This window comes from Paraburkholderia sp. SG-MS1 (assembly GCF_012275575.1).
Taxonomy (GTDB): domain Bacteria; phylum Pseudomonadota; class Gammaproteobacteria; order Burkholderiales; family Burkholderiaceae; genus Paraburkholderia.
In genome coordinates, this window is the sequence record NZ_NPIH01000293.1 from 15,789 (window position 1) to 37,012 (window position 21,224).

A 21,224-nucleotide genomic window follows, 5' to 3' on the forward strand; every position below is an offset into this window, starting at 1 on the left:
ACAACGCCACCTATTCCGAGCCGCTCACCACCACCGATAAAAATGATGCACCGGCCCGACGCCCCTGCCGACATCGAGCCGATCACTCGCCTGCAGCGCACCCGTCAAATAAACCTTCGCATCGGCCACCGCGCTCGCCAGATCGCCGCGTTGCGGAACCAGCGCCGCAATGGCCGACGACAGCGTGCAACCCGTCCCGTGCGTATTTTTCACCGGCACGCGCGGGCCGCCGAGGCGCAATGTGCCACTGTCCTGCACCAGCCAGTCGGGACTGTCCGCCGCGCGCAGATGGCCGCCCTTCATCAGCACCGCGCGTGCGCCGAGCGCGCGCAGCGCTTCGCCTTGTTCGACCATGCCGGTTTCGTCGGTGGCCGGCTGCACGCCGAGCAGCGCGGCGGCTTCGGGCAGGTTGGGCGTCAGCAGATCCGCGAGCGGCAGCAGTTCGTCGCGCACCGCAGCGACCGCATCCGGCAGCAGCAGTGCATGATTGCTCTTCGAGATCATCACCGTGTCGAGCACGACGTGCTTCGGCTTGTGACGACGCAGCGCATCGGCGACCGCGCGGGCGATCGGTGCGTTCGCCAGCATGCCGATCTTCACCGCGTCGATGCGGATGTCGTCGAACACCGCATCGAGTTGCGCGGTAATGAAGACCGGGTCCGGCGCGTGAATCGCAGTGACGCCGCGCGTATTCTGCGCGGTGAGCGCGGTGATCACGCTCGCGCCATAGGCGCCGAGCGCCGAGAAAGCCTTCAGATCGGCCTGAATGCCGGCACCGCCGCCCGAGTCGGAACCGGCGATCGTCAGCACATTGGGAATCGTTTGCGTCATGGTCAAGCGAGGAAGAAGGAAGGCGCGGGCATGCTGCGTGAGCAGCGGCCCGCGGCAAGCTCAGTGCTTGGCTTCGCCGATCAGCGCGACCGAGTCGAATGCGCGCTGGTTCGCCTGGTGGCGCCGCATCACGAGCCACATCATCAGGCACACGAAGGTGCCGAACAGCACGATCACCGCGGTGACCGGCACGTCGAGCCAGACCAGCACCGCGTACAGGCACAGCATGATGAGCACCGAGAGATTTTCATTGAAGTTCTGCACGGCGATCGAGTGACCCGCCGACAGCAGCACGTGGCCGCGATGCTGCAGTAGCGCATTCATCGGCACGACGAAAAAGCCCGACAGGCCGCCGACCACCATCAGGAAGATATACGCGAAGATCAGGTAGCCCGGCATATGCATGCGGCCGATCTGGAAGCCCCAATGCGCGGGGAACAGGTCGCGCGTGTAGAACGCCATCAGCATCACGGCGATCCCCATCATGATGCCGACGGGCAGCACCGACAGCGACTTCTTCAACGGCACGCGCGAGGCCGCGAAGATCGCGCCGCCCGCCACGCCGACGGCCACCACCGCCTGCAGGATCGCCGCCTCGGAGAGCGACATGTTCAGCGACACTTCGGCCCACTTCAGCACGATGAATTGCAGCGTCGCGCCGGCGCCCCAGAACAGCGTCGTGACCGCGAGCGAAATCTGGCCGAGCTTGTCGCGCCACAGCACGAGGAAGCAATCGGCGAAATCGGTGATGAGTTTGATCGGGCCGCGTTCCTGTTTCGGATAACGCGCGCCTGTATCGGGAATGCGCAGATTGAACAGCGCCGCGATGACGTAGAGGCCCATGATCACCAGCATGGCCGCTTCGGCGGGTGTGTTGACGGTGGGGATGTGCTGCCGCAGGATCGGCGCGGCGATGTGCGGGCTGATCAGCGCGCCGCCGAGCACGGTGCCGAGAATGATCGAGCCGACCGTAGTGCCTTCGATCCAGCCGTTCGCGGCGACCAGCCGGTCAGGCGGCAGCAGTTCGGTGAGAATGCCGTATTTGGCGGGCGAGTACGCCGCTGCGCCGAAGCCGACGATGCCGTACGCAATCAGCGGATGCGCGCCGACCAGCATCGTGATGCAGCCGACCACCTTGATGGTGTTGGTGACGAACATCACGCGTCCCTTCGGACGGGAGTCGGCGAAGGCGCCCACGAACGCGGCGAGAACGACGTACGACAGCACAAAAAACAGCTTGAGCAGCGGCGTCATCCAGTTCGGGGCGTGAAGATCTTTCAGCAGTGCGATAGCAGCGATCAGAAGCGCATTGTCGGCCAGCGACGAAAAAAACTGCGCGGCCATGATGGTGTAAAAACCTTTTTTCATCTGATGCGATGCTGTCCTCGCTGCGGTCTGTCCGCCCCGGCCGTTTGCAATACGTCCGGGCTTATGCCGTTCGAAATGGGTTGTGCGCACGGCTTTATATCACGAAAATAGCTGGATTCGGACTAGCAGAATCCTTGATCGCACCGCCCAGCGGACTGCCGAGCGTTGAAAACGCCCAGTAAGCCGCTGATTCGCAAGCGTCTTTACGAAAATATCCCATGCCGCGCCCCCTCTCAGCCACGATTCATACCGCCGCACTTGCCAATAATCTTGCCGTCGCGCGACGCTACGCCCCAAAGTCCAAAATATGGGCCGTGGTCAAGGCGAACGCATATGGACATGGCCTTGCGCGAGTGTTTCCCGGCTTGCGCGCAACCGACGGCTTCGGATTGCTGGACCTCGAAGAAGCCGTGAAGTTGCGTGAATTGGGCTGGGCTGGGCCGATTCTTCTGCTCGAAGGCTTCTTCCGTCCGACCGACATCGACGTGATCGACCGCTATAGCCTGACGACCGCGCTGCATTCGGACGAACAGTTGCGCATGCTCGAAATGGCGCGCCTGTCCAAGCCCGTCAACATCCAGTTGAAGATGAACACCGGCATGAACCGGCTCGGCTACACGGTGGAGAAATTCCGCGCCGCGTGGGAGCGGGCGCGCGCCTGCCAGGGCGTCGGCCAGATCACGCTGATGACCCATTTCTCGGATGCCGACGGCGAGCGCGGCATCGCGTATCAGATGGAAGCGTTCGAGCGCGGCGCGCAAGGCATCGCGGGCGCGCGCAGCCTTGCCAATTCGGCGGCCACGCTGTGGCATCCGGGCGCGCATTTCGACTGGGTGCGCCCGGGCATCATCCTGTATGGCGCGTCGCCGTCGGGCGTGACAGCCGCGATCGAAGGCACCGGGCTGCAGCCGGCCATGACGCTTGCCTCGGAACTGATCGCCGTGCAGATGCTCAATGAAGGCAGCACAGTCGGCTACGGCTCGGCGTTCAAGGCGCGCGGCGCGATGCGTATCGGCGTGGTCGCGTGCGGCTATGCGGACGGCTATCCGCGGGTCGCGCCGGAAGGCACGCCGGTGATCGTCGACGGCGTGCGCACTCGGGTCGTCGGACGCGTGTCGATGGACATGCTCACGGTCGATCTCACGCCGGTGCCAACGGCCAACGTCGGCTCGCGCGTCGAATTGTGGGGCAACGCGCTGCCTATCGACGACGTCGCGCAGGCGTGCGGCACGATTGGCTACGAGCTGATGTGCGCGGTGGCGCCGCGTGTGCCGGTGCGGGCGGAGTAAGGCGCGGGCAGCAGCGGGCAAAGTGCCAGGCAAAGTGCGAGGCGGAGTGCGAGGCGGAGTGAGCGGCGCAGTCGCGCACAGCGTAGCGAGTCAGGTAATGCGCGGCGCGAGGCAATCGCGGGTGGCTGCGCCAGTTTGCGCCTTGAGGAGTTTTCCCTGATGGCGCCGCGCTTCGCTTGCGTCGCCGGCCTGCATCGGAATTTGCGCTGTCGGGAGCACCGCTGACGGCACTGCGAGTTGCCCGCATTTTGCGTCGCTCGGCATGCCGCTGCATATCGTCGGGTTCGCCGTTGCGCCTGGCGTCCCCGCGCGGAACCGGCCATTAACCGGCCATTAACCGGACCCGCCGCATCAACCCGATCAATCCCAAGAACAGCAACACAGGCAATCACGCGTGGCTAAACCGAAGACGTTGTACATCTGCAGTGAATGCGGCGGGCAATCGCCGAAATGGGCCGGGCAGTGCCCGTCATGCAATGCGTGGAACACGCTGGTCGAATCGGTCGCGCAAGCGCCGTCCACGCACCGTTTCCAGTCGCTCGCGAAGAGTGCTCCGGTGCGGCGTCTGGCCGACATCGAAGCGTCCGACGTGCCGCGCTTCTCAACCGGCGTGAGCGAGTTCGACCGCGTGCTCGGCGGCGGTCTGGTGCCGGGCGGCGTGGTGCTGATCGGCGGTGATCCGGGCATCGGTAAATCGACGCTGCTGTTGCAATCGCTCGCCGAAATCGCCGCCGACAAACGCGCGCTCTACATCAGCGGTGAAGAGTCGGCCGCGCAGATTGCGTTGCGCGCGCAGCGGCTCTCGTTGCTGGAGCCCGGCTCGAAGGCGAGCGAGTTGCAATTGCTCGCCGAAATCCAGCTCGAAAAAATCCAGGCGACGATCGCCGACCAGCGGCCCGACGTCGCGGTGATCGACTCGATCCAGACGGTCTATTCCGACGCGCTGACCTCCGCGCCGGGCTCGGTCGCGCAGGTGCGCGAGTGCGCCGCGCAATTGACGCGCATCGCCAAGCAGTCGGGCACCACGATCATCATGGTCGGCCACGTGACCAAGGAAGGCGCGCTGGCAGGCCCGCGCGTGCTGGAGCATATCGTCGATACGGTGTTGTACTTCGAGGGCGACACGCATTCGTCGTACCGCCTCGTGCGCGCGATCAAGAACCGCTTCGGCGCGGTCAACGAGCTGGGCGTGTTCGCGATGACCGAGCGCGGCCTGCGCGGCGTGGCGAATCCGTCGGCGCTGTTTCTGTCGCAGCACGAGCAGTCGGTGCCGGGCTCCTGCGTGCTGGTGACCCAGGAGGGCACGCGGCCGCTGCTGGTCGAAGTGCAGGCGCTAGTGGACGCGGCCAATGCGCCGAATCCGCGCCGGCTCGCGGTCGGCCTCGAACAGAACCGGCTCGCGATGCTGCTGGCCGTGCTGCATCGGCATGCGGGGATCGCGTGTTTCGATCAGGACGTGTTCCTGAACGCGGTGGGCGGCGTGAGGATCACCGAACCCGCCGCCGATCTGGCCGTGCTGCTCGCCATCCATTCGTCGATGCGTAACAAGCCGCTGCCCAAGGGGCTCGTCGTGTTCGGCGAAGTCGGCCTCGCCGGCGAGATCCGGCCGTCACCGCGCGGTCAGGAGCGGCTTAAGGAGGCGGCCAAACTGGGCTTCTCGGTCGCGGTCATTCCGAAGGCCAACGCGCCGAAACAGCCGATCGAAGGCTTACAGGTCGTTGCGGTCGAGCGGATCGAACAGGCGATCGACCGGGTCCGCACGCTCGAATAGACGGGGCTGCGGCGCACGCGGGCGGCAAGCGCGCCGTAATGCGCCGTAAATATCCCCACGTTGTCTGTAACCTGAATGGCATTTCTTTTTTCTAAGCTGCGAGGGCAACCATCCCTTCTGATGCTCGAAAAAGGATCGCGCCTTGAAACAGTCAATTGAAACCGTCGCCGAGCGGCCGATACAGGTGCGCGGCTGCCGCGTGTCCGCACCGATTCGCCAGCCATGGGGCGACGCGTGCCGGATCGTCGAGTGGATCGACACGGCGGGACAGATATCGCGGCGCGTGGTAGCCGAGGACGCCACGGCCGCCGAGGTGCGCGCTACGATCAACCGTCACGTGGAAGGCCGCAAGCACGTGCTGTACGACGATGAAAAGACGCCACGCCAGACCTTGCCGCGGCAGACGGCCGTGCGGCGTTGAGGGTAGGGTCCGGGCAGCTAATGTTCCTCGCAGTAAGCCCTTCGCTGTCAGAGCCGCATCAGCTGAAAGCAGCGCAGCGAAGCCGTAGGTAGGCGGAGCTCACCCGTTCAGGCCATCGGTGGTATCTGCATCATCCGCATCGTTTTCGGTCTGCGCCGCGTACGTCTGTGGATCGAACAGCGGATGGCGCGCCGCTTCGGCCGCCGTCAATACCGGCGACACACAACAGTCGAGCGGCTCCAGCAGCAGCACCCAATCCGCCAGTGCACGCGTGCCGATCATGTCGGCCAACTCCTGCGTAAGCGCGCTCGCGTCCGGGCCGCCGATCGCCTGGCCAAGGCTCCAGTGGCGCGTCGCCCACTCCGGCCGGTCGAGCGCCATGCACAGCGTTTCCCAGAATTTCAGTTCGAGCGCGCCGACCGCGAGCCAGCGCTGATCGAGTGTGCGGTACAGGTTGTAGCATGGCACGCCGCCGTTCAGCAGACCGGCACCGGGGGCCGGTGCAGCGCCTTCGTTGGCGAGCGCGACTTGCGCGACGATGTTGTGCGCATGCGTGACATGCGTCATCGAGACGTCGAGGAAGCGGCCCTCGCCGCCGCGCGACACATGCCATAGGGCGGCGAGAATCTGCGTCACCGCGCTCAAGGCGCCACCGAGCAGGTCGGCGATCTGGAAATTCGGCAGGATCGGCGTGCCGTCGCGGCTTGCCAGTTGATCGAGCACGCCCGCATAGCCGATGTAGTTCAAATCATGGCCCGCGCGATCGACGAACGGCCCGCTCGCGCCGTAGCCGCTGATCGCGCAGTAGACGAGCCGCGGATTGGCCGCGCGCAACGTGGCGTAGCCGATGCCGAGGCGCTCCATCACACCGGGCCGGAAGCTCTCGATCAGCACGTCCGCTTCTGCCGCGAGCGCACGCAACACGTTGCGTCCCGCTTCGGATTTGAGGTCGAGGCGCGTTTCGCGCTTGCCGCGATTGACCATCCGGTAGAACGCGCCGGGCCGGCCGGCCACGCGGTCGCTCGACGATTGCATCATCGTGCGGGTCGGGTCGCCCGCGCCGGGAGCTTCGATTTTCAGCACGTCGGCGCCGAGCTCGGCGAGCCGTAGCGCGGCCACCGGTCCCGGCAGCAGACGCGTCAGGTCGAGAACGCGCAGCCCCTGCAGCGCGGGCGCTACCGCTGTAGCCGATGACATGGATGATGCAGTCGCGGAAGACAAAGCCAACCTCTCGTCGGTGCCGGCGCGGACCGGAAACTGCGTGCCGCTAGCCGATTTGTTCGAGTTCCTCGTGAGTCTCGAGCCATTCGGCTTCGAGCGCTTCGAGGCGCGCGTTCACATCTGCCTGACGGCGGATCGCCTCCGTCAGTTTGTTCTTCTGCTCGGGCTCGTAGCTGGCCGGGTCGACGACGAACGCATCCAGCGCCGCCTTCTCCGTGTTGAGCGCGTCCATTTCCTTTTCGATCTTCGTAATGCGGCTTTGCAGCGGCTTCTTCAGATGCGCGAGCTTCTGCCGCGTTTCCGCTTCAAGGCGGCGCTGCTCCTTGCGATTCACGCTGTTATCGGCGCCGCTGTCCGCGCCGCCGTTCGCGCCATTGGCCGTCGTGCCCGCCTTGAGCGCCGCGCGCTGCTCGGCCGCGTGTTGCAGCAGCCAGTCCCGGTAGTCGTCGAGATCGCCGTCGAATTCGGTCAGACGGTGTTTCGCGACCAGCATGAACTGATCGGTAGTGGCACGCAGCAGGTGGCGGTCGTGCGACACCAGAATCAGCGTGCCTTCGAATTGCGCGAGCGCCATGGTCAACGCGTGACGCGTTTCGAGATCGAGGTGGTTGGTCGGCTCGTCGAGCAACAGCAGGTTGGGCTTCTGCCAGATGATCAGCGCGAGCGCGAGGCGCGCCTTTTCGCCGCCCGAGAAAGGCGCGACCTTCGAGGTCGCCATCTCTCCGGAAAAATTGAAGCTGCCGAGGAAATCGCGCAGTTCCTGCTCGCGCGTGTCCGGCGCGAGGCGGGCGAGGTGCTGCAGCGGCGTGTCGTCCGCGCGCAGCGTCTCGAGCTGATGCTGCGCGAAGTAGCCGATGCGCAGCCCCTTGCCTTCGCGCACGTGGCCGCCGAGCGCTTCGAGCGTGCCGGCGAGCGTCTTGATCAGCGTCGACTTGCCCTGGCCGTTCGCGCCGAGCAGGCCGATGCGCTGACCGTTCTGGATCGACAGCATCACGTGGTCGACGATCGGAATCTCGACCCCTTCTTCGCCGTGATAGCCGCAGCGCACGTCTTCCATCACCATCATCGGATTCGGCGCGGAGTCGGGCGCGCGGAACTCGAACGTGAACGGCGACGTTGCATGCGCCGGCGCGATCAGTTCCATCTTTTCTAGCGCTTTCACGCGGCTCTGCGCCTGGCGCGCCTTGGTGGCCTGCGCCTTGAAGCGGTTGATGTAGCTCTGCAGATGGGCGACCGTGCGCTGCTGCTTTTCATACGCGCTCTGTTGCAGCGCGATCTGCTGCGCGCGCAGCACTTCGAATTGCGAGTAGTTGCCGCCGTAGCGTTTGATCTGCTGTTGTTCGAGGTGCAGCGTGACGTTACAGACCGAGTCGAGAAATTCGCGGTCGTGCGAGATCACGATCAGCGTGCCGGTATAGCGATGCAGCCAGTCTTCGAGCCAGACGATCGCGTCGAGGTCCAGGTGGTTGGTCGGTTCGTCAAGCAGCAGGAGATCGGAGCGGCACATCAGCGCCTGGGCCAGATTCAGTCGCATGCGCCAGCCGCCTGAGAAACTGCTGACCGGCTCGCGCGTCTGGTCGAGCGTGAAGCCGAGACCGAGCAGCAACGCTTCGGCGCGCGCGGGCGCGGTGTAGCCGTCGGCGTCCGCGAACGCGGCGTGCGCTTCGCCTTCGGCTGCGCCGTCGTGCGCGGCGGAGGCGGCGGCAATGCGCGCCTCGATCGCACGCAGCGCAGCGTCGCCGTCGAGCGTGTAGTCGAGCGCGGTCTTGTCCGCGGCCGGCGTTTCCTGCGCGACGTGGGCAATGCGCCAGGTGGGCGGAATGGAAAAATCGCCGCCGTCCGCATGCAGTTCGCCGAGCAGCACGGCAAACAGCGTCGACTTGCCCGCGCCGTTCGCTCCCACGAGGCCGGCCTTTTCGCCGGGGTTGAGGGTGAACGTGGTGTTGTCGAAGAGCGGCTTGGTGCCGCGCGCGAGGCTGAACTGATTAAAGCGGATCACGAAGAGGCCGGCTGAAGAAAACCGCTATTTTAGACTGCCCGGCGTGACACCGGGCGCTCAGTCGGGATCGGCCATTTGGACGACTGTTGTGGCGCGGCTTTTGGCATAGACTGACGGCTTTCACGGGGAGAGCACATGACATCGATTTATTCCTTTTCGGCACGCACGCTCGGCGGCGAGGAAGTGAGCCTCACGCAGTATCAAGGCAAGGTGTTGCTGATCGTCAATACGGCGAGCGAATGCGGATTCACGCCGCAATACGCGGGCTTGCAAAAGCTGTATGACGCCTACGCCGCGCGCGGGCTCGCGGTGCTCGGGTTCCCGTGCAACCAGTTCGGCAAGCAGGAGCCGGGAGACGCCGCGCAGATCGGCAGTTTCTGCGAAAAGAACTACGGCGTGACCTTCCCGATGTTCGACAAGATCGACGTGAACGGCGCGAATGCGCATCCGCTGTTCCGCTATCTGACGGGCGAGGCGCCTGGTTTGCTGGGGCTTGAAGGAATCAAGTGGAACTTCACCAAGTTTCTGATCGGCCGGGACGGCAATGTTGTGAAGCGCTATGCGCCGCTCACCAAGCCCGAGGCGATGACAGACGATATCGAAAAGCTGTTGTGAGGCGCCGGGAAGGCGGCGCGCGCCTCCGGCACCCCTAAAGAATCGGTGAAAAAAGCCGCGCCACGTGCATTAGCACGCGCCGCAGCGCGCTCGCGTGCCGGTATTCGTTGCGATCGATTTCGAGCGATTCGGCGAAATCGTTCAGCAGCATCGTTTCGACTTCCTGCGCGAAGCCGTGGTCCACGGTCAGCACCATGATTTCGAAGTTCAGCCGGAAAGAGCGGTTGTCGAGATTGGCACTGCCGATCGCGGCAGCCACGCTGTCGATCAGGACGACCTTCTGATGCAGGAAGCCCGGCTGGTAGCGAAAGATGCGGATGCCCGCGCGCAGCGAGTCGTACGCATACAGCTTCGAGGCGGCGAACACCACCAGGTGGTCGCGCCGGCACGGAATCAGGATGCGCACGTCGACGCCGCGCAGCACCGCGAGCCGCAGCGCCGAAAATACGGCTTCGTCCGGCACGAGGTAGGGCGTGGTGATCCAGACGCGCTCGCGCGCCGCATTGATCGCTTCGACGAAGAAGAGCGAACAGGTTTCCTGCTTGTCGGCCGGACCGCTCGGCACGACGAGGCAGTGCATGCCCTCGTGCCCGGCAGGGGCGCCGGGTGTCGCCGCAGGCATATCGAACTCGGGCAACTGTTGCGTGGCCCAGTGCCAGTCCTCGGTGAAGACGAACTGGATGCTCGCGACCGCCGGGCCGCGCACCTCGATATGCGTATCGCGCCACGGCGACAGCGGCGCCCTGCCGCCAAGATATTCGACGCCCACGTTATGGCCGCCGACAAACGCACGCTCACCATCCACCGACACGATCTTGCGGTGGTTGCGAAAGTTCAGTTGCAGGCGGTTGACGAAACGGCGGTGGGTCGCGAACGGATGCATCTCGACGCCGCCCGCGCGCAGCGCCGCGACATAGCGGTGCGGCAGATCGAAGCTGCCGATGCTGTCGTACAGGAAGTAGACGCGCACGCCCTGGCTGGCCTTGGCGATGAGCGCGTCTTTGAGCATCTCGCCGAGTGCGTCGTCGCGCACGATGAAGAACTGCACGATCACGTAGTGGCGTGCGTTCCCGATTGCTTCAAAAATGGCCTCGAACGTTGCGGCGCCATTCACTAGCGTGCGCACGGAATTGCCCGGCAAGAACGGCATGCCGCCGAGACGCGTGAGCGAATGCGCGAACCTGCCGCCGAGCTGCTGCGTGGGTAATCCCGCCGACGAAGCCTGCGCGTCCCATTCGGGTGGATGCGCACGCGTGCGCAGCAGTTCGTTCTCCACGCGGCGCGCGTCCGCATAGCCGGCGAACTTGCTGCGCCCGAGGAAGAGATACGGGACCAGCGTCAGATAAGGCATCGCAACCAGCGACACGGCCCACGCAATAGCACCTTGCGATGTGCGGGTGTTGAGAATCGCGTGACATGCCGCGATGACGCCGAGGATGTGGGCGAGAGCGACCAGCGGGCCGACGTGAAGCAGGTCGAATTGCATAAGCTCGCGAAGAGTAGGCGAAGCGGCGCGGCGCTACCGCACCTGCACCACTTGCCGACGGAACCTCAGACGGGCAGATCCGCCGCCTGAATCAGAAACACGTTGTCGTCGCCGGCGCTGGTCGACAGCCAGACGAGATCCAGACCGCCGAACGCCGCTTCGACGTGCGCGCGCTCGTTGCCGATTTCGACCACCAGCACGCCGTCTTCGGTCAGCCAGTTGCGCGCCCCGGCGATGATCCGGCGCACGATGTCCATGCCGTCCGCACCGCCCGCGAGCGCCATGTCCGGCTCGTGCCTGTATTCGGCGGGCAGTTCCTGCATCGACGCCGCGTTCACGTACGGCGGATTGCTGATGATCACGTCGTAGCGGCGCTCGGCGAGCGGCGCATACAGATCGCCTTCGAACAGCGCGATGCGGTCGTGGAGCTTGTAGTCCGTCACGTTGCGCGTCGCGACTTCGAGCGCCGGCGCCGACAGGTCCACGGCGTCGATATCCGCATTCGGGAACGCATGCGCCGCGAGAATCGCAAGGCAACCGGAGCCGGTGCATAGCTCCAGCACGGCGCTTACCTGTTCGGGATCTTCCACGTACGGCTGCAGGCCGTCCTGCAGCAGTTCGCCGATGAACGAACGCGGCACGATCACGCGCTCATCGACGTGAAAGCGAAAGCCGTGCATCCACGCTTCCTGCGTGATATAGGCGGCCGGCACGCGGTCGGCCGCGCGGCGCTCGATGACGTTCAGCACGGCGTCGATCTCGGCCGCACTCAGGCGTGCGTCGAGGAACGGATCGAGCAGATCGAGCGGCAGATGCAACGTATGCAGGATCAGGTAGGCGGCTTCGTCGTACGCGTTGGCCGAACCGTGGCCGAACGACAGCTCGGCCTGGTTGAAGCGCGACACCGCGAAACGCAGCAGGTCGCGGACAGTGGAAAACGGGAGCGTCATCGCGAATAGTCCTTGGTCAGGCGATCAGTTGTTCGAGCACGCGGCGATACACGTTCTTCAGCGGCTCGATGTGTGCGACTTCGATATGTTCGTCGATCTTGTGGATGCTGGCGTTCAGCGGGCCGAATTCGATCACCTGCTCGCAGATGCGCGCGATGAAGCGGCCGTCCGACGTGCCGCCGGTAGTCGACAGTTCGGTGGCCACGCCGGTCTCGTCCCTGATCGCCTTCGCGAGCGCGTTCGACAACTCGCCGCGCGGCGTCAGGAACGGCAGACCGCTCACGTTCCACTGCAAATCGTATGCGAGGCCGTGTTTGTCGAGGATCGCATGCACGCGGGCCTGCAAACCTTCGACCGTGCTGGCGGTCGAGAAGCGGAAGTTGAACATCACGTCCGCGTGGCCCGGGATCACATTGCTCGCGCCGGTGCCGCTGTGGATGTTCGACACCTGCCACGTGGTGGGCGGGAAGTATTCGTTGCCGTCGTCCCAGCGTTCGGCCACCAGCTCGGCGAGCGCAGGCGCAAGCAGATGCACCGGATTCTTCGCCAGATGCGGATACGCGATGTGGCCTTGCACGCCCTTGACGATCAGCTTGCCCGACATCGAACCGCGCCGGCCGTTCTTCACCATGTCGCCGAACTGCGCGCTCGACGTCGGTTCGCCGACGATGCAGTAGTCCATGCGCTCGCCGCGCGCCTGCAGCGCTTCGACGACCTTGACGGTGCCGTCGGTGGCCGGGCCTTCTTCGTCGCTCGTGATCAGGAACGCGATCGAGCCGCGGTGCGCGGGGTGCGCCGCCACGAATTCCTCGCTCGCCACCACGAAGCCCGCGATCGACGCCTTCATATCCGCCGCGCCGCGGCCGTACAGCTTGCCGTCGCGCCGGGTCGGCTCGAACGGCGCCGAGTGCCACTGCTCGAGAGGACCACTCGGCACGACGTCAGTGTGTCCGGCGAACGCGAGCAGTTTGCCCTGCGTGCCGTCGACGCCGCGTTTGACGGCCCACAGGTTGGTCACGCCGTTCGATTCGATCGTCTCGTGCTCGAAGCCGAGCGCGGACAGGCGTTCGATCAGGAGGCGCTGGCAATGCTGGTCGTCGGGCGTGACGGACGCGCGCGCGATCAGTTGTTCGGTAAGGGCGAGGGTGCCGGACATGGATTCAGTACAAGCCACTTTGAAATGAAAAAATGCCGGCTGGCGGTTGATCACCGCAGCCGGCAACAGCGTTTGATGCACGCGGCGTGCGCCGCGCTGACTGCTTGTTCCTGCTGACTCGTTCTGCGCGTGCGTTCAGTCACACGCGTCGGATTACGCGAACAGCGCCGCGTACTCGTCGGCGGAAAAACCGAGCGACTTGACGCGCCCGTTGACCACCAGCACCGGCCGCTTGATCACCGACGGCTTGTGAATCATCAACGCGATCGCGCCTGGCTGCGTGTCCGCGGCCGCCTTCATGTCGTCGGACAGACCGCGCCACGTCGTGCCGCGACGGTTCAGCAACGCGTCGAGCTTCACGTCCTTCAGCCAGTCCTGCACGAGCGGCTCGGTCACGCCGGCTTTCTTGAAGTCGTGAAACTCGAACTCGACGCCGTGTTCTTCCAGCCACACGCGGGCCTTTTTCACGGTGTCGCAGTTCGGGATGCCGTAGACGACGGTTTTCGTGCCGCGCGCCATCAATCGCCTCGCAGCAGCTCGTTCAGGCCGACCTTCGCGCGGGTCTTGGCGTCGACCTTCTTGACGATCACCGCGCAGTACAGGCTGTGCGAGCCGTCCTTCGACGGCAGGTTGCCCGCCACCACCACCGAGCCCGCCGGAATGCGGCCGTACGTGACTTCGCCGGTTTCGCGGTCGTAAATCTTGGTGCTCTGGCCGAGGTACACGCCCATCGAGATCACCGAGTTCTCTTCGACGATCACGCCTTCCACGACTTCTGAGCGTGCGCCGATGAAGCAGTTGTCTTCGATGATGACCGGGTTTGCCTGCAGCGGCTCCAGCACGCCGCCGATGCCGACGCCGCCCGACAGGTGCACGTTCTTGCCGATCTGCGCGCACGAGCCGACGGTAGCCCACGTGTCGACCATCGTGCCTTCGTCGACGTATGCGCCGATGTTGGTGTACGACGGCATCAGCACGACGTTCTTCGCGATGAACGAGCCGCGGCGCGCGATCGCGGGCGGTACCACGCGGAAGCCGCCGGCGGCGAAGTCTTCAGCGGTGTAGTTGGCGAACTTCGACGGCACCTTGTCGTAGAACTGGCTGTAGCCGCCGGCCGGCATCGGCGCGTTGTCTTCGAGGCGGAACGACAGCAGCACGGCCTTCTTCAGCCATTGGTTGACGACCCAGTCGCCGTCCTTCTTTTCGGCGACGCGCAGCGCGCCCTTGTCCAGTTGCTCGATCGCGTGGGCGACGGCTTCGCGCACGTCGGCCGGAGCGGCCTTCGGCGAGAGGTCGGCGCGGTTTTCCCAGGCGGTGTCAATGATCTGCTGAAGTTGTTGCGACATATGCGTGCTTTTCTGAAGAGTTGAAGTCTGAAGAGGGGATGCGATGCGCCAGGAGCTGCCTGTGAGTGTTGAACGATCTCGCGAAACTCAACCGGCGAGCGCGCGACAAAAATCGACGATCCGCTGCGCGCCTTCGGTGCATTCGTCGACGTCGGCGACGAGCGCGAGGCGCACGAAATCGCGGCCGGGGTTCACGCCGTGCGCGGTACGCGCGAGGAACGAGCCCGGCAGAACCGTCACATTATAGTCGGCGTACAGGCGCTGGGCGAACTCGGTGTCCGACAGACCGGTGCGCGAGACGTCCGCCCACAGGTAGAACGCGGCGTCCGGCAGGCGCACGTCGAGCACGTCGGCGAGCATCGGCGTGACGGTGGAGAACTTCCGCACGTACTTCGCGCGGTTCTCGCGCACGTGCGTTTCGTCGTTCCAGGCGGCGATGCTGGCGCTCTGGAATACCGTCGAGAGCGCCGCGCCGTGGTACGTGCGGTACAGCAGGAAGGCCTTGAGGATCGCCGCGTCGCCGGCGACAAAGCCCGAGCGCATGCCCGGCACGTTCGAACGCTTGGACAGGCTCGACAGTATGACGAGGCGCTCGAAGCCGCGGCCGAGCTGGTGCGCGGCTTCCAGGCCGCCGAGCGGCGGATGCGCTTCGTCGAAATAGATTTCCGAATAGCATTCGTCCGACGCGATCACGAAACCATAGCGATCCGACAGCGCGAACAGCTCGCGCCAGTCGTCGAGCGTGAGTACCGCGCCCGTCGGGTTGCCGGGCGAGCAGACGTACAGCAGTTGCGTGCGGGCCCAGATGTCGGCCGGCACCGCCAAGTAGTCGCACGCGAAGTTGCGCGCCGGATCGCTATTGACGAAGTACGGCTGCGCGCCGCCGAGCAGCGCCGCGCCTTCGTAGATTTGGTAGAACGGGTTCGGACAGAGTACGATCGCAGGCTCGCCGCCGGCATTGCGCCGTGGGTCCAGCACCGTCTGTGCGAGAGCGAACAGCGCCTCGCGTGAGCCCGACACCGGCAGCACCTGGGTGGTCGGGTCGAGCGGCGGCAGGGTGTAGCGCTGTGTGATCCAGTGCGCGATCGATTCGCGCAGCGCGGGCGTTCCGAGCGTGGCCGGATACGCGGCGAGGCCGCCGAGCGAGGCCACCACGGCGTCGCGGATCAGCGCGGGCGTCGGATGTTTCGGCTCGCCGATGCCGAAGCTGATGTGCGCAAGGCCGGCGGGCGGCGTAACGTCCTTGAAAAGCACGCGCAGCTTTTCGAACGGGTAGGACTGAAGGGAGTCGAGTAGCGGGTTCACTGGGCGGATCGAGCCTGATCGAAGAGGGGCGCAGATGATGCTGGAAGAAGCGCCGCACGCGCACCGGTGGCGCAGCCCGCTGAAGCGCCGGGCGCACGGGCCGGCAGCGGCGGCAAACGGATGATTATAGCGTGGCGCGCATGACGTGGCGGACAACGCGAGACGGATGAATGGACAAGTGAGTAGGCAGGCGGTGCGCGGCCGGTAAGCAGTCGACAGGCCCGGTATGGCGGCGCGGCGGCAATCGCGGGCGCCTTGCACCGTGTCGCGCAACGGAACCACGCTGCAGACGAAACACGTCGCGCCGGCAAGCAGCGGCACAACCCGCCAGGCGGCGCAGCGTATGCGTTGCAGCGGGAACGACGCGAGCCGCACACGGTTCGCGCACGAAAAGAAGCAGGAGCAGCAATGTACGCAGCAGCAGTTCAGGAGACAGCCGCACGACGCGGGCGGACACCCGCCGCACTCGTTGACGGCAAGACGAGGAGCCCCGCGCGATGACCCACTGGCTTCGCAACGGCTGGCCGACGCTCGCGATCATGCTGGGCGCATCGGTATGGGGGATGATCTGGTATCCGCTGCGCATGCTCGCGGCGCTCGGCGTCACCGGTACCGCGGCCAGCGCGCTGACGAGCGGCGCCGGCTGCCTGTTCGTGCTGCTGGTGCGCCATCGCGCGCTCAAGACGGTGCGCTGGCACTGGCTGCTGCCGGCGCTCGCGCTGGCCGCGGGCGTCACCAATCTCGGCTTCGTGTGGGGCTCGATTCATGGCCAGGTGATGCGCGTGCTGCTGCTGTTCTATCTCACCCCGGCGTGGACGGCGCTCTTCGCACATTTCATCCTGTACGAGCGGCTGACATGGGCAGGCGCGGCCCTCGCGGCGCTGTCGCTGGCCGGGGCGATGACCATGCTGTGGTCACCGCAACTGGGTATTCCGTTGCCCGGCAATCTCGCCGAATGGGCGGGCCTCGCGGGCGGCATGGGCTTTGCGATGAGCAACGTGCTGATCCTCAAGACGAGCCGCGTGCTGCCGGACATGAAGCCGGAAATGCGCACCGCGACCGTCTTCGGCGGCGCGGCGCTCTTCAGCGCTTGCGCGTCGCTGTTCGAAGCGATGCCCGCGCCGCCCACCGGTGCGCATCTGGGCACTGCCGCGTGGCTCGTGCTCGGCCTAGGTCTGCTGCTGGCTTCGAACAACATGCTGGTGCAGTACGGACTTGCGCGCGTGCCGGCCAATCGCGCGTCGATCATCATGCTGTTCGAGATCGTGGTCACCGCGCTGTCCGCGTGGCTGTTCGCCGGCGAGACGCCGGGCCCGCGCGAATGGGCCGGCGGCGTGTGCATCGTGCTGGCCTCGGCGCTGTCGAGTTGGGTGCATCGGAGCAAGGCCGTGCCGCCCGATCCGGCCACCGCCGACGCGAGCCTCGACGACGCGCGCGATGCCGGTCGCGACGACCATAAGGGCGGTAAGAATCGCCCACGCGCGATGGTATGATTGCCCCTCATTGGCCGGCGCATGTCTGACCGCGTGCCGCCGGCGCCCGTGTCGCGAAGGATCGCGGGCCGCTTCGCCGTCACGGCGAACGGCTCACGCGGCCTTCACGAGCCACTTATCATTTTCCCTTTTCAAACAGCGAAATCGCCGTGCGTCTGACCTCGATCAAACTCGCTGGCTTCAAGTCATTCGTCGATCCCACGCATTTCCAGGTTCCGGGCCAGCTGGTTGGCGTGGTGGGGCCGAACGGGTGCGGCAAGTCCAACATCATCGATGCCGTGCGCTGGGTGCTCGGCGAATCGCGCGCCTCCGAGCTGCGCGGCGAGTCGATGCAGGACGTGATCTTCAATGGCTCGACCGCGCGCAAGCCCGGCAGCCGCGCCAGCGTCGAACTCGTGTTCGACAACGCCGACGGCCGCGCCGCCGGTCAGTGGGGCCAATATGCCGAGATCGCCGTGAAGCGCGTGCTCACGCGCGACGGCACCTCGAGCTACTACATCAACAATCTGCCCGCGCGCCGCCGCGACATTCAGGACATCTTCCTCGGCACCGGCCTCGGGCCGCGCGCGTACGCGATCATCGGGCAGGGCATGATCGCGCGCCTGATCGAGGCGAAGCCGGAAGAGCTGCGGGTGTTCCTCGAAGAAGCCGCCGGCGTGTCGAAGTACAAGGAACGCCGCCGCGAGACCGAGAACCGTCTGCACGACACGCGCGAGAATCTGACGCGGGTCGAGGACATCGTCCGCGAGCTGGGGACCAACCTCGAGAAGCTCGAAGGCCAGGCGGTGGTCGCCACGCGCTACAAGGAACTGCAGACGGACGGCGAAGAGAAGCAGCGTCTGTTGTGGCTGTTGCGCAAGAACGAAGCCGGCAGCGAGCAGGAGCGCCAGCAACGCGCGATCGAACAGGCGCAGATCGACCTCGAAGCGCAAACCGCGAAGCTGCGGGAAGTCGAAGCGCAACTCGAAACGCTGCGAGTCGCGCATTATTCCGCGAGCGATGCAATGCAGGGCGCGCAAGGCGCGCTGTACGAGGCGAACTCGGAGGTCAGCCGCCTTGAAGCCGAGATCAAGTTCATCGTCGAATCGCGCAACCGCGTGCAGGCGCAGATCGCCGCGCTGAGCGCGCAGCGCGAGCAGTGGCAGTCGCAAGCCGAAAAGGCGCAGGGCGACCTCGAAGACGCCGAAGAGCAACTGGCCGTCGCCGAAGAAAAAGCCGCGCTCGCCGAAGACGAAGCCGCCGCGAAGCACGACGCGATGCCCGCACTCGAAGCGCGTTGGCGCGACGCGCAGACCGAGCTGAACGCGGAGCGCGGCGGGATCGCGCAGACCGAACAGGCGTTGAAGCTCGAAGCCGCGCATCAGCGCAATGCTGATCAGCAGTTGCAGCAGCTGCAGCAGCGTCACGAGCGCCTGAAGCTCGAAGCGGGCGGCCTCGACGCGCCCGACGAAGCGCAGCTCGAAGACCTGCGCATGCAGCTCGCCGAGCACGAAGAGATCCTGCACGACGCACAGGCGCGTCTGACCGACGCGCAGGAAACGCTGCCGCGTCTGGACGCCGAACGCCGCACCGCGCAGGAGCGCGTGCAGGCCGAAAGCGCGCAGATCCATCAGCTCGACGCACGCCTCGCCGCGCTCAAGCAGTTGCAGGAAAACGTCCAGACCGAAGGCAAGATCCAGCCGTGGCTCGACAAGCACGAACTGGGCGGCCTGCCGCGTCTGTGGAAGAAGCTGCACGTCGAAGCCGGTTGGGAAGCCGCGCTCGAAGCGGTGTTGCGCGAGCGGCTAGCCGCACTCGAAGTGTCGAACCTCGACTGGGTCAAAGCGTTCGCCACCGACGCACCGCCCGCAAAGCTCGCGTTCTACGCACCGCCCGTCGCCGGTCAGCCGGTCGCCACGCCGCCCGCTTTGCGGCCGCTGCTGTCGCTCGTGCGCATCGACGACGCGGGCATCCGCGCGGTGCTGACCGACTGGCTCGGGCTCGCGTTCGTGGCCGACGACCTGCAGCAGGCGCTCGGCATGCGCTCGCAATTGCCGGAAGGCGGCTCGTTCGTTGTAAAGGCGGGGCACGTCGTGACGCGCGTCGGCGTGCAGCTGTATGCAGCCGATTCGGAACAGGCCGGCATGCTGGCCCGTCAGCAGGAAATCGAAAACCTCGCGCGCCAGGTGCGCGCGCAGGCCTTGCTCGCCGACGAGGCGAAAGCCGCCGCGATCCGCGCCGAAGCCGCGCACACGCAAGCCGCGCAGGCACTGACCGACGTGCGTCAGCAGGCCGAGCGCGCGACACAGCGCGTGCACGCGCTGCAGATGGATGTGCTCAAGCTCACCCAGGCGCACGAGCGCTACACGCAGCGCAGCACGCAGATTCGCGAGGAGCTCGAAGAGATCACCGCGCAGATCGAGGAGCAGCGCGCGATGCGTGCGGAATCGGAGGCGAACTTCGAGCGGCACGACGGCGAACTGGCCGAACTGCAGGCGCGTTTCGAAGATCACCAGCTGGCCTTCGAGGCACTCGACGAAGAACTGACCACCGCGCGCGGCCAGGCGCGCGACCTGGACCGGGGCGCCACCGATGCGCGCTTCGCCGCGCGCAACATGGCGAACCGTATCGACGAACTGAAGCGCAGCATCCAGGTCGCGCACGAGCAGAGCGAGCGTGTCGCGGCGTCGCTGGAAGACGCGCGCGCCGAGCTGGAGACGATCAACGAGCAGACCGCGCACACCGGCCTGCAGGACGCGCTCGACATCCGTTCGGTCAAGGAAGAGGCGCTGCATGCCGCGCGCCTGGNACTGGACGATCTGACCGCCAGGCTGCGCGCCGCCGACGAAACCCGCCTCGCCACCGAGCGCGCGCTGCAACCACTGCGCGAGCGCATCAACGAATTGCAGTTGAAGGAGCAGGCTGCGCGTCTGAACGGCGAGCAGTTCATCGAGCAACTTGCGGCGGCGGGCGTCGACGAGGCCGAACTGCAGGCCAAGCTCACGCCGGACATGAAGCCGTCGTATCTGCAAGGCGAAGTCACGCGTGTCAACAACGCAATCGTCGCGCTCGGCCCGGTCAACATGGCCGCGCTCGATGAGCTGAAGGCGGCCACCGAGCGCAAGACGTTCCTCGACTCGCAATCGGCCGACCTGACGAGCGCGATCGAAACGCTCGAAGACGCGATCCGCAAGATCGACGCCGAAACGCGCACGCTGTTGCAAGGCACCTTCGACGAAGTGAACCGTCATTTCGGCGAACTGTTCCCGCGTCTGTTCGGCGGCGGTCAGGCGAAGCTGATCATGACCGGCGACGAGATTCTCGACGCCGGCGTGCAGGTGATGGCGCAGCCTCCGGGCAAGAAGAATTCGACCATTCACCTGCTGTCGGGCGGCGAGAAAGCGTTGACCGCCACCGCGCTGGTGTTCGCGATGTTCCAGCTGAATCCGGCGCCGTTCTGTCTGCTCGACGAAGTGGACGCGCCGCTCGACGACGCCAACACGGAACGTTTCGCGAACCTCGTGCGGGCGATGTCGGACAAAACCCAGTTTCTGTTCATCTCGCACAACAAGATCGCGATGGAAATGGCGCAACAGTTGATCGGTGTGACCATGCAGGAGCAGGGCGTGTCGCGCATCGTCGCGGTCGACATGGAAACGGCGGCCGGTTTCGCCCAGAATATCGTTTGAGTTAAAGCCTTCGCGGGCGTCCGCGTTCAGCGCAGCGGCTTGCATGGCAGGCCGCGCGACACCTGGAGCGGGCGCATGACCGCGCGGATAAAAGAATTGCTGATGGAGCATGCATGGACGAGTTGACACTCGGTTTGATCGGCGCGGGTGCCGTGGTGGTCGGGGGCGTGGTCGTGTACAACGCGTGGCAGAGCGCCAAGGTGCGTCGCAAGATGCCGCGCCCGATGCCTGCCGAGACCGCTGAAACTTTCGCGCGGGACGATCAGGAGGAGCAGAGTCCGTTCATCGAACCGGCCCGGCCAACG

Annotated in this window: 16 protein-coding genes and 1 pseudogene; 7 read left to right on the forward strand and 10 right to left on the reverse strand. The window is 65.6% G+C overall.

Features of this window, described 5'->3' with window-relative positions:
- Nucleotides 1-24: 24 nt before the first annotated feature.
- Together thiD and lplT are read right to left on the reverse strand one after the other, a co-directional pair.
- The gene (gene thiD / locus CIC12_RS32260; RefSeq protein WP_168670569.1) at nt 25-831 is read right to left on the reverse strand and encodes a bifunctional hydroxymethylpyrimidine kinase/phosphomethylpyrimidine kinase; all 807 of its coding nucleotides are present in this window, start codon (nt 829-831) and stop codon (nt 25-27) included.
- Between the two features lie 60 nt (nt 832-891).
- Nucleotides 892-2,199, reverse strand: coding sequence for a lysophospholipid transporter LplT (gene lplT / locus CIC12_RS32265; RefSeq protein ID WP_168670571.1), 1,308 nt, complete (start codon nt 2,197-2,199; stop codon nt 892-894).
- Between the two features lie 218 nt (nt 2,200-2,417).
- Here lplT and alr point away from each other — a divergent pair, with 218 nt between their 5' ends.
- From alr to CIC12_RS32280, 3 genes are all read left to right on the forward strand, one after another.
- Nucleotides 2,418-3,488 (forward strand): alanine racemase, encoded by a 1,071-nt coding sequence (gene alr, locus CIC12_RS32270; protein WP_168670573.1) that lies wholly within the window; start codon nt 2,418-2,420, stop codon nt 3,486-3,488.
- Nucleotides 3,489-3,882: 394 nt separating this feature from the next.
- Nucleotides 3,883-5,259 (forward strand): DNA repair protein RadA, encoded by a 1,377-nt coding sequence (radA, locus tag CIC12_RS32275; RefSeq protein ID WP_168670575.1) that lies wholly within the window; start codon nt 3,883-3,885, stop codon nt 5,257-5,259.
- A 142-nt stretch (nt 5,260-5,401) separates the two neighbouring features.
- On the forward strand, nt 5,402-5,680 hold the full coding sequence (locus CIC12_RS32280; protein ID WP_168670577.1) for a DUF2866 domain-containing protein: 279 nt from the start codon (nt 5,402-5,404) through the stop codon (nt 5,678-5,680).
- Between the two features lie 99 nt (nt 5,681-5,779).
- On the opposite strand, the gene CIC12_RS32285 is transcribed toward CIC12_RS32280, so the two are convergent.
- Together CIC12_RS32285 and CIC12_RS32290 are read right to left on the reverse strand one after the other, a co-directional pair.
- Entirely contained in the window at nt 5,780-6,877 is a 1,098-nt protein-coding gene (locus CIC12_RS32285; protein ID WP_174772274.1) for a CaiB/BaiF CoA transferase family protein, read from the reverse strand.
- Nucleotides 6,878-6,947: 70 nt separating this feature from the next.
- Nucleotides 6,948-8,900, reverse strand: coding sequence for an ATP-binding cassette domain-containing protein (locus CIC12_RS32290; RefSeq protein ID WP_168670585.1), 1,953 nt, complete (start codon nt 8,898-8,900; stop codon nt 6,948-6,950).
- Between the two features lie 135 nt (nt 8,901-9,035).
- Here CIC12_RS32290 and CIC12_RS32295 point away from each other — a divergent pair, with 135 nt between their 5' ends.
- Nucleotides 9,036-9,515: a glutathione peroxidase gene (locus CIC12_RS32295; RefSeq protein ID WP_168670587.1), complete on the forward strand. Its 480-nt coding sequence runs from the start codon at nt 9,036-9,038 to the stop codon at nt 9,513-9,515.
- A gap of 34 nt (nt 9,516-9,549) precedes the next feature.
- Here the strand turns inward: CIC12_RS32295 and cls are convergent, their stop codons facing one another.
- The 6 genes from cls to dapC form a co-directional block, all read right to left on the reverse strand.
- Nucleotides 9,550-11,001: a cardiolipin synthase gene (gene cls, locus CIC12_RS32300; RefSeq protein ID WP_168670589.1), complete on the reverse strand. Its 1,452-nt coding sequence runs from the start codon at nt 10,999-11,001 to the stop codon at nt 9,550-9,552.
- Between the two features lie 65 nt (nt 11,002-11,066).
- Nucleotides 11,067-11,951 carry a 50S ribosomal protein L3 N(5)-glutamine methyltransferase gene (gene prmB, locus CIC12_RS32305; RefSeq protein ID WP_168670591.1) on the reverse strand — a complete coding sequence of 295 codons (885 nt, stop codon included), beginning with the start codon at nt 11,949-11,951 and terminating at the stop codon, nt 11,067-11,069.
- 16 nt (nt 11,952-11,967) lie between these two features.
- Nucleotides 11,968-13,107, reverse strand: coding sequence for a succinyl-diaminopimelate desuccinylase (gene dapE / locus CIC12_RS32310; protein ID WP_168670593.1), 1,140 nt, complete (start codon nt 13,105-13,107; stop codon nt 11,968-11,970).
- Nucleotides 13,108-13,260: 153 nt separating this feature from the next.
- Entirely contained in the window at nt 13,261-13,626 is a 366-nt protein-coding gene (locus tag CIC12_RS32315; protein ID WP_006053008.1) for an ArsC family reductase, read from the reverse strand.
- Nucleotides 13,626-14,453: a 2,3,4,5-tetrahydropyridine-2,6-dicarboxylate N-succinyltransferase gene (gene dapD / locus CIC12_RS32320; protein ID WP_168670595.1), complete on the reverse strand. Its 828-nt coding sequence runs from the start codon at nt 14,451-14,453 to the stop codon at nt 13,626-13,628. The genes CIC12_RS32315 and dapD overlap by 1 nt, the downstream gene beginning before the upstream one ends.
- A gap of 87 nt (nt 14,454-14,540) precedes the next feature.
- The gene (dapC, locus tag CIC12_RS32325) at nt 14,541-15,758 is read right to left on the reverse strand and encodes a succinyldiaminopimelate transaminase (RefSeq protein WP_168670597.1); all 1,218 of its coding nucleotides are present in this window, start codon (nt 15,756-15,758) and stop codon (nt 14,541-14,543) included.
- 497 nt (nt 15,759-16,255) lie between these two features.
- Here dapC and CIC12_RS32330 point away from each other — a divergent pair, with 497 nt between their 5' ends.
- The 3 genes and pseudogenes from CIC12_RS32330 to CIC12_RS32340 form a co-directional block, all read left to right on the forward strand.
- Nucleotides 16,256-17,251: a DMT family transporter gene (locus CIC12_RS32330; RefSeq protein WP_168670599.1), complete on the forward strand. Its 996-nt coding sequence runs from the start codon at nt 16,256-16,258 to the stop codon at nt 17,249-17,251.
- Nucleotides 17,252-17,400: 149 nt separating this feature from the next.
- Complete coding sequence (gene smc, locus CIC12_RS32335; protein WP_168670601.1) at nt 17,401-20,919, forward strand: chromosome segregation protein SMC; 3,519 nt, start codon at nt 17,401-17,403, stop codon at nt 20,917-20,919.
- 113 nt (nt 20,920-21,032) lie between these two features.
- A pseudogene (locus CIC12_RS32340) lies at nt 21,033-21,224 on the forward strand (cell division protein ZipA C-terminal FtsZ-binding domain-containing protein); the annotation flags it as partial.

Bases quoted from the DNA above. Each gene is read 5' to 3' on its own strand.
- alr (WP_168670573.1), top strand. From the start codon at position 2,418: ATGCCGCGCCCCCTCTCAGCCACGATTCATACCGCCGCACTTGCCAAT.
- lplT (WP_168670571.1), bottom strand. From the start codon at position 2,199: ATGAAAAAAGGTTTTTACACCATCATGGCCGCGCAGTTTTTTTCGTCG.
- prmB (WP_168670591.1), bottom strand. From the start codon at position 11,951: ATGACGCTCCCGTTTTCCACTGTCCGCGACCTGCTGCGTTTCGCGGTG.
- CIC12_RS32330 (WP_168670599.1), top strand. From the start codon at position 16,256: ATGACCCACTGGCTTCGCAACGGCTGGCCGACGCTCGCGATCATGCTG.
- dapE (WP_168670593.1), bottom strand. From the start codon at position 13,107: ATGTCCGGCACCCTCGCCCTTACCGAACAACTGATCGCGCGCGCGTCC.
- dapD (WP_168670595.1), bottom strand. From the start codon at position 14,453: ATGTCGCAACAACTTCAGCAGATCATTGACACCGCCTGGGAAAACCGC.
- cls (WP_168670589.1), bottom strand. From the start codon at position 11,001: ATGCAATTCGACCTGCTTCACGTCGGCCCGCTGGTCGCTCTCGCCCAC.
- CIC12_RS32295 (WP_168670587.1), top strand. From the start codon at position 9,036: ATGACATCGATTTATTCCTTTTCGGCACGCACGCTCGGCGGCGAGGAA.
- thiD (WP_168670569.1), bottom strand. From the start codon at position 831: ATGACGCAAACGATTCCCAATGTGCTGACGATCGCCGGTTCCGACTCG.
- CIC12_RS32285 (WP_174772274.1), bottom strand. From the start codon at position 6,877: ATGTCATCGGCTACAGCGGTAGCGCCCGCGCTGCAGGGGCTGCGCGTT.
- CIC12_RS32315 (WP_006053008.1), bottom strand. From the start codon at position 13,626: ATGGCGCGCGGCACGAAAACCGTCGTCTACGGCATCCCGAACTGCGAC.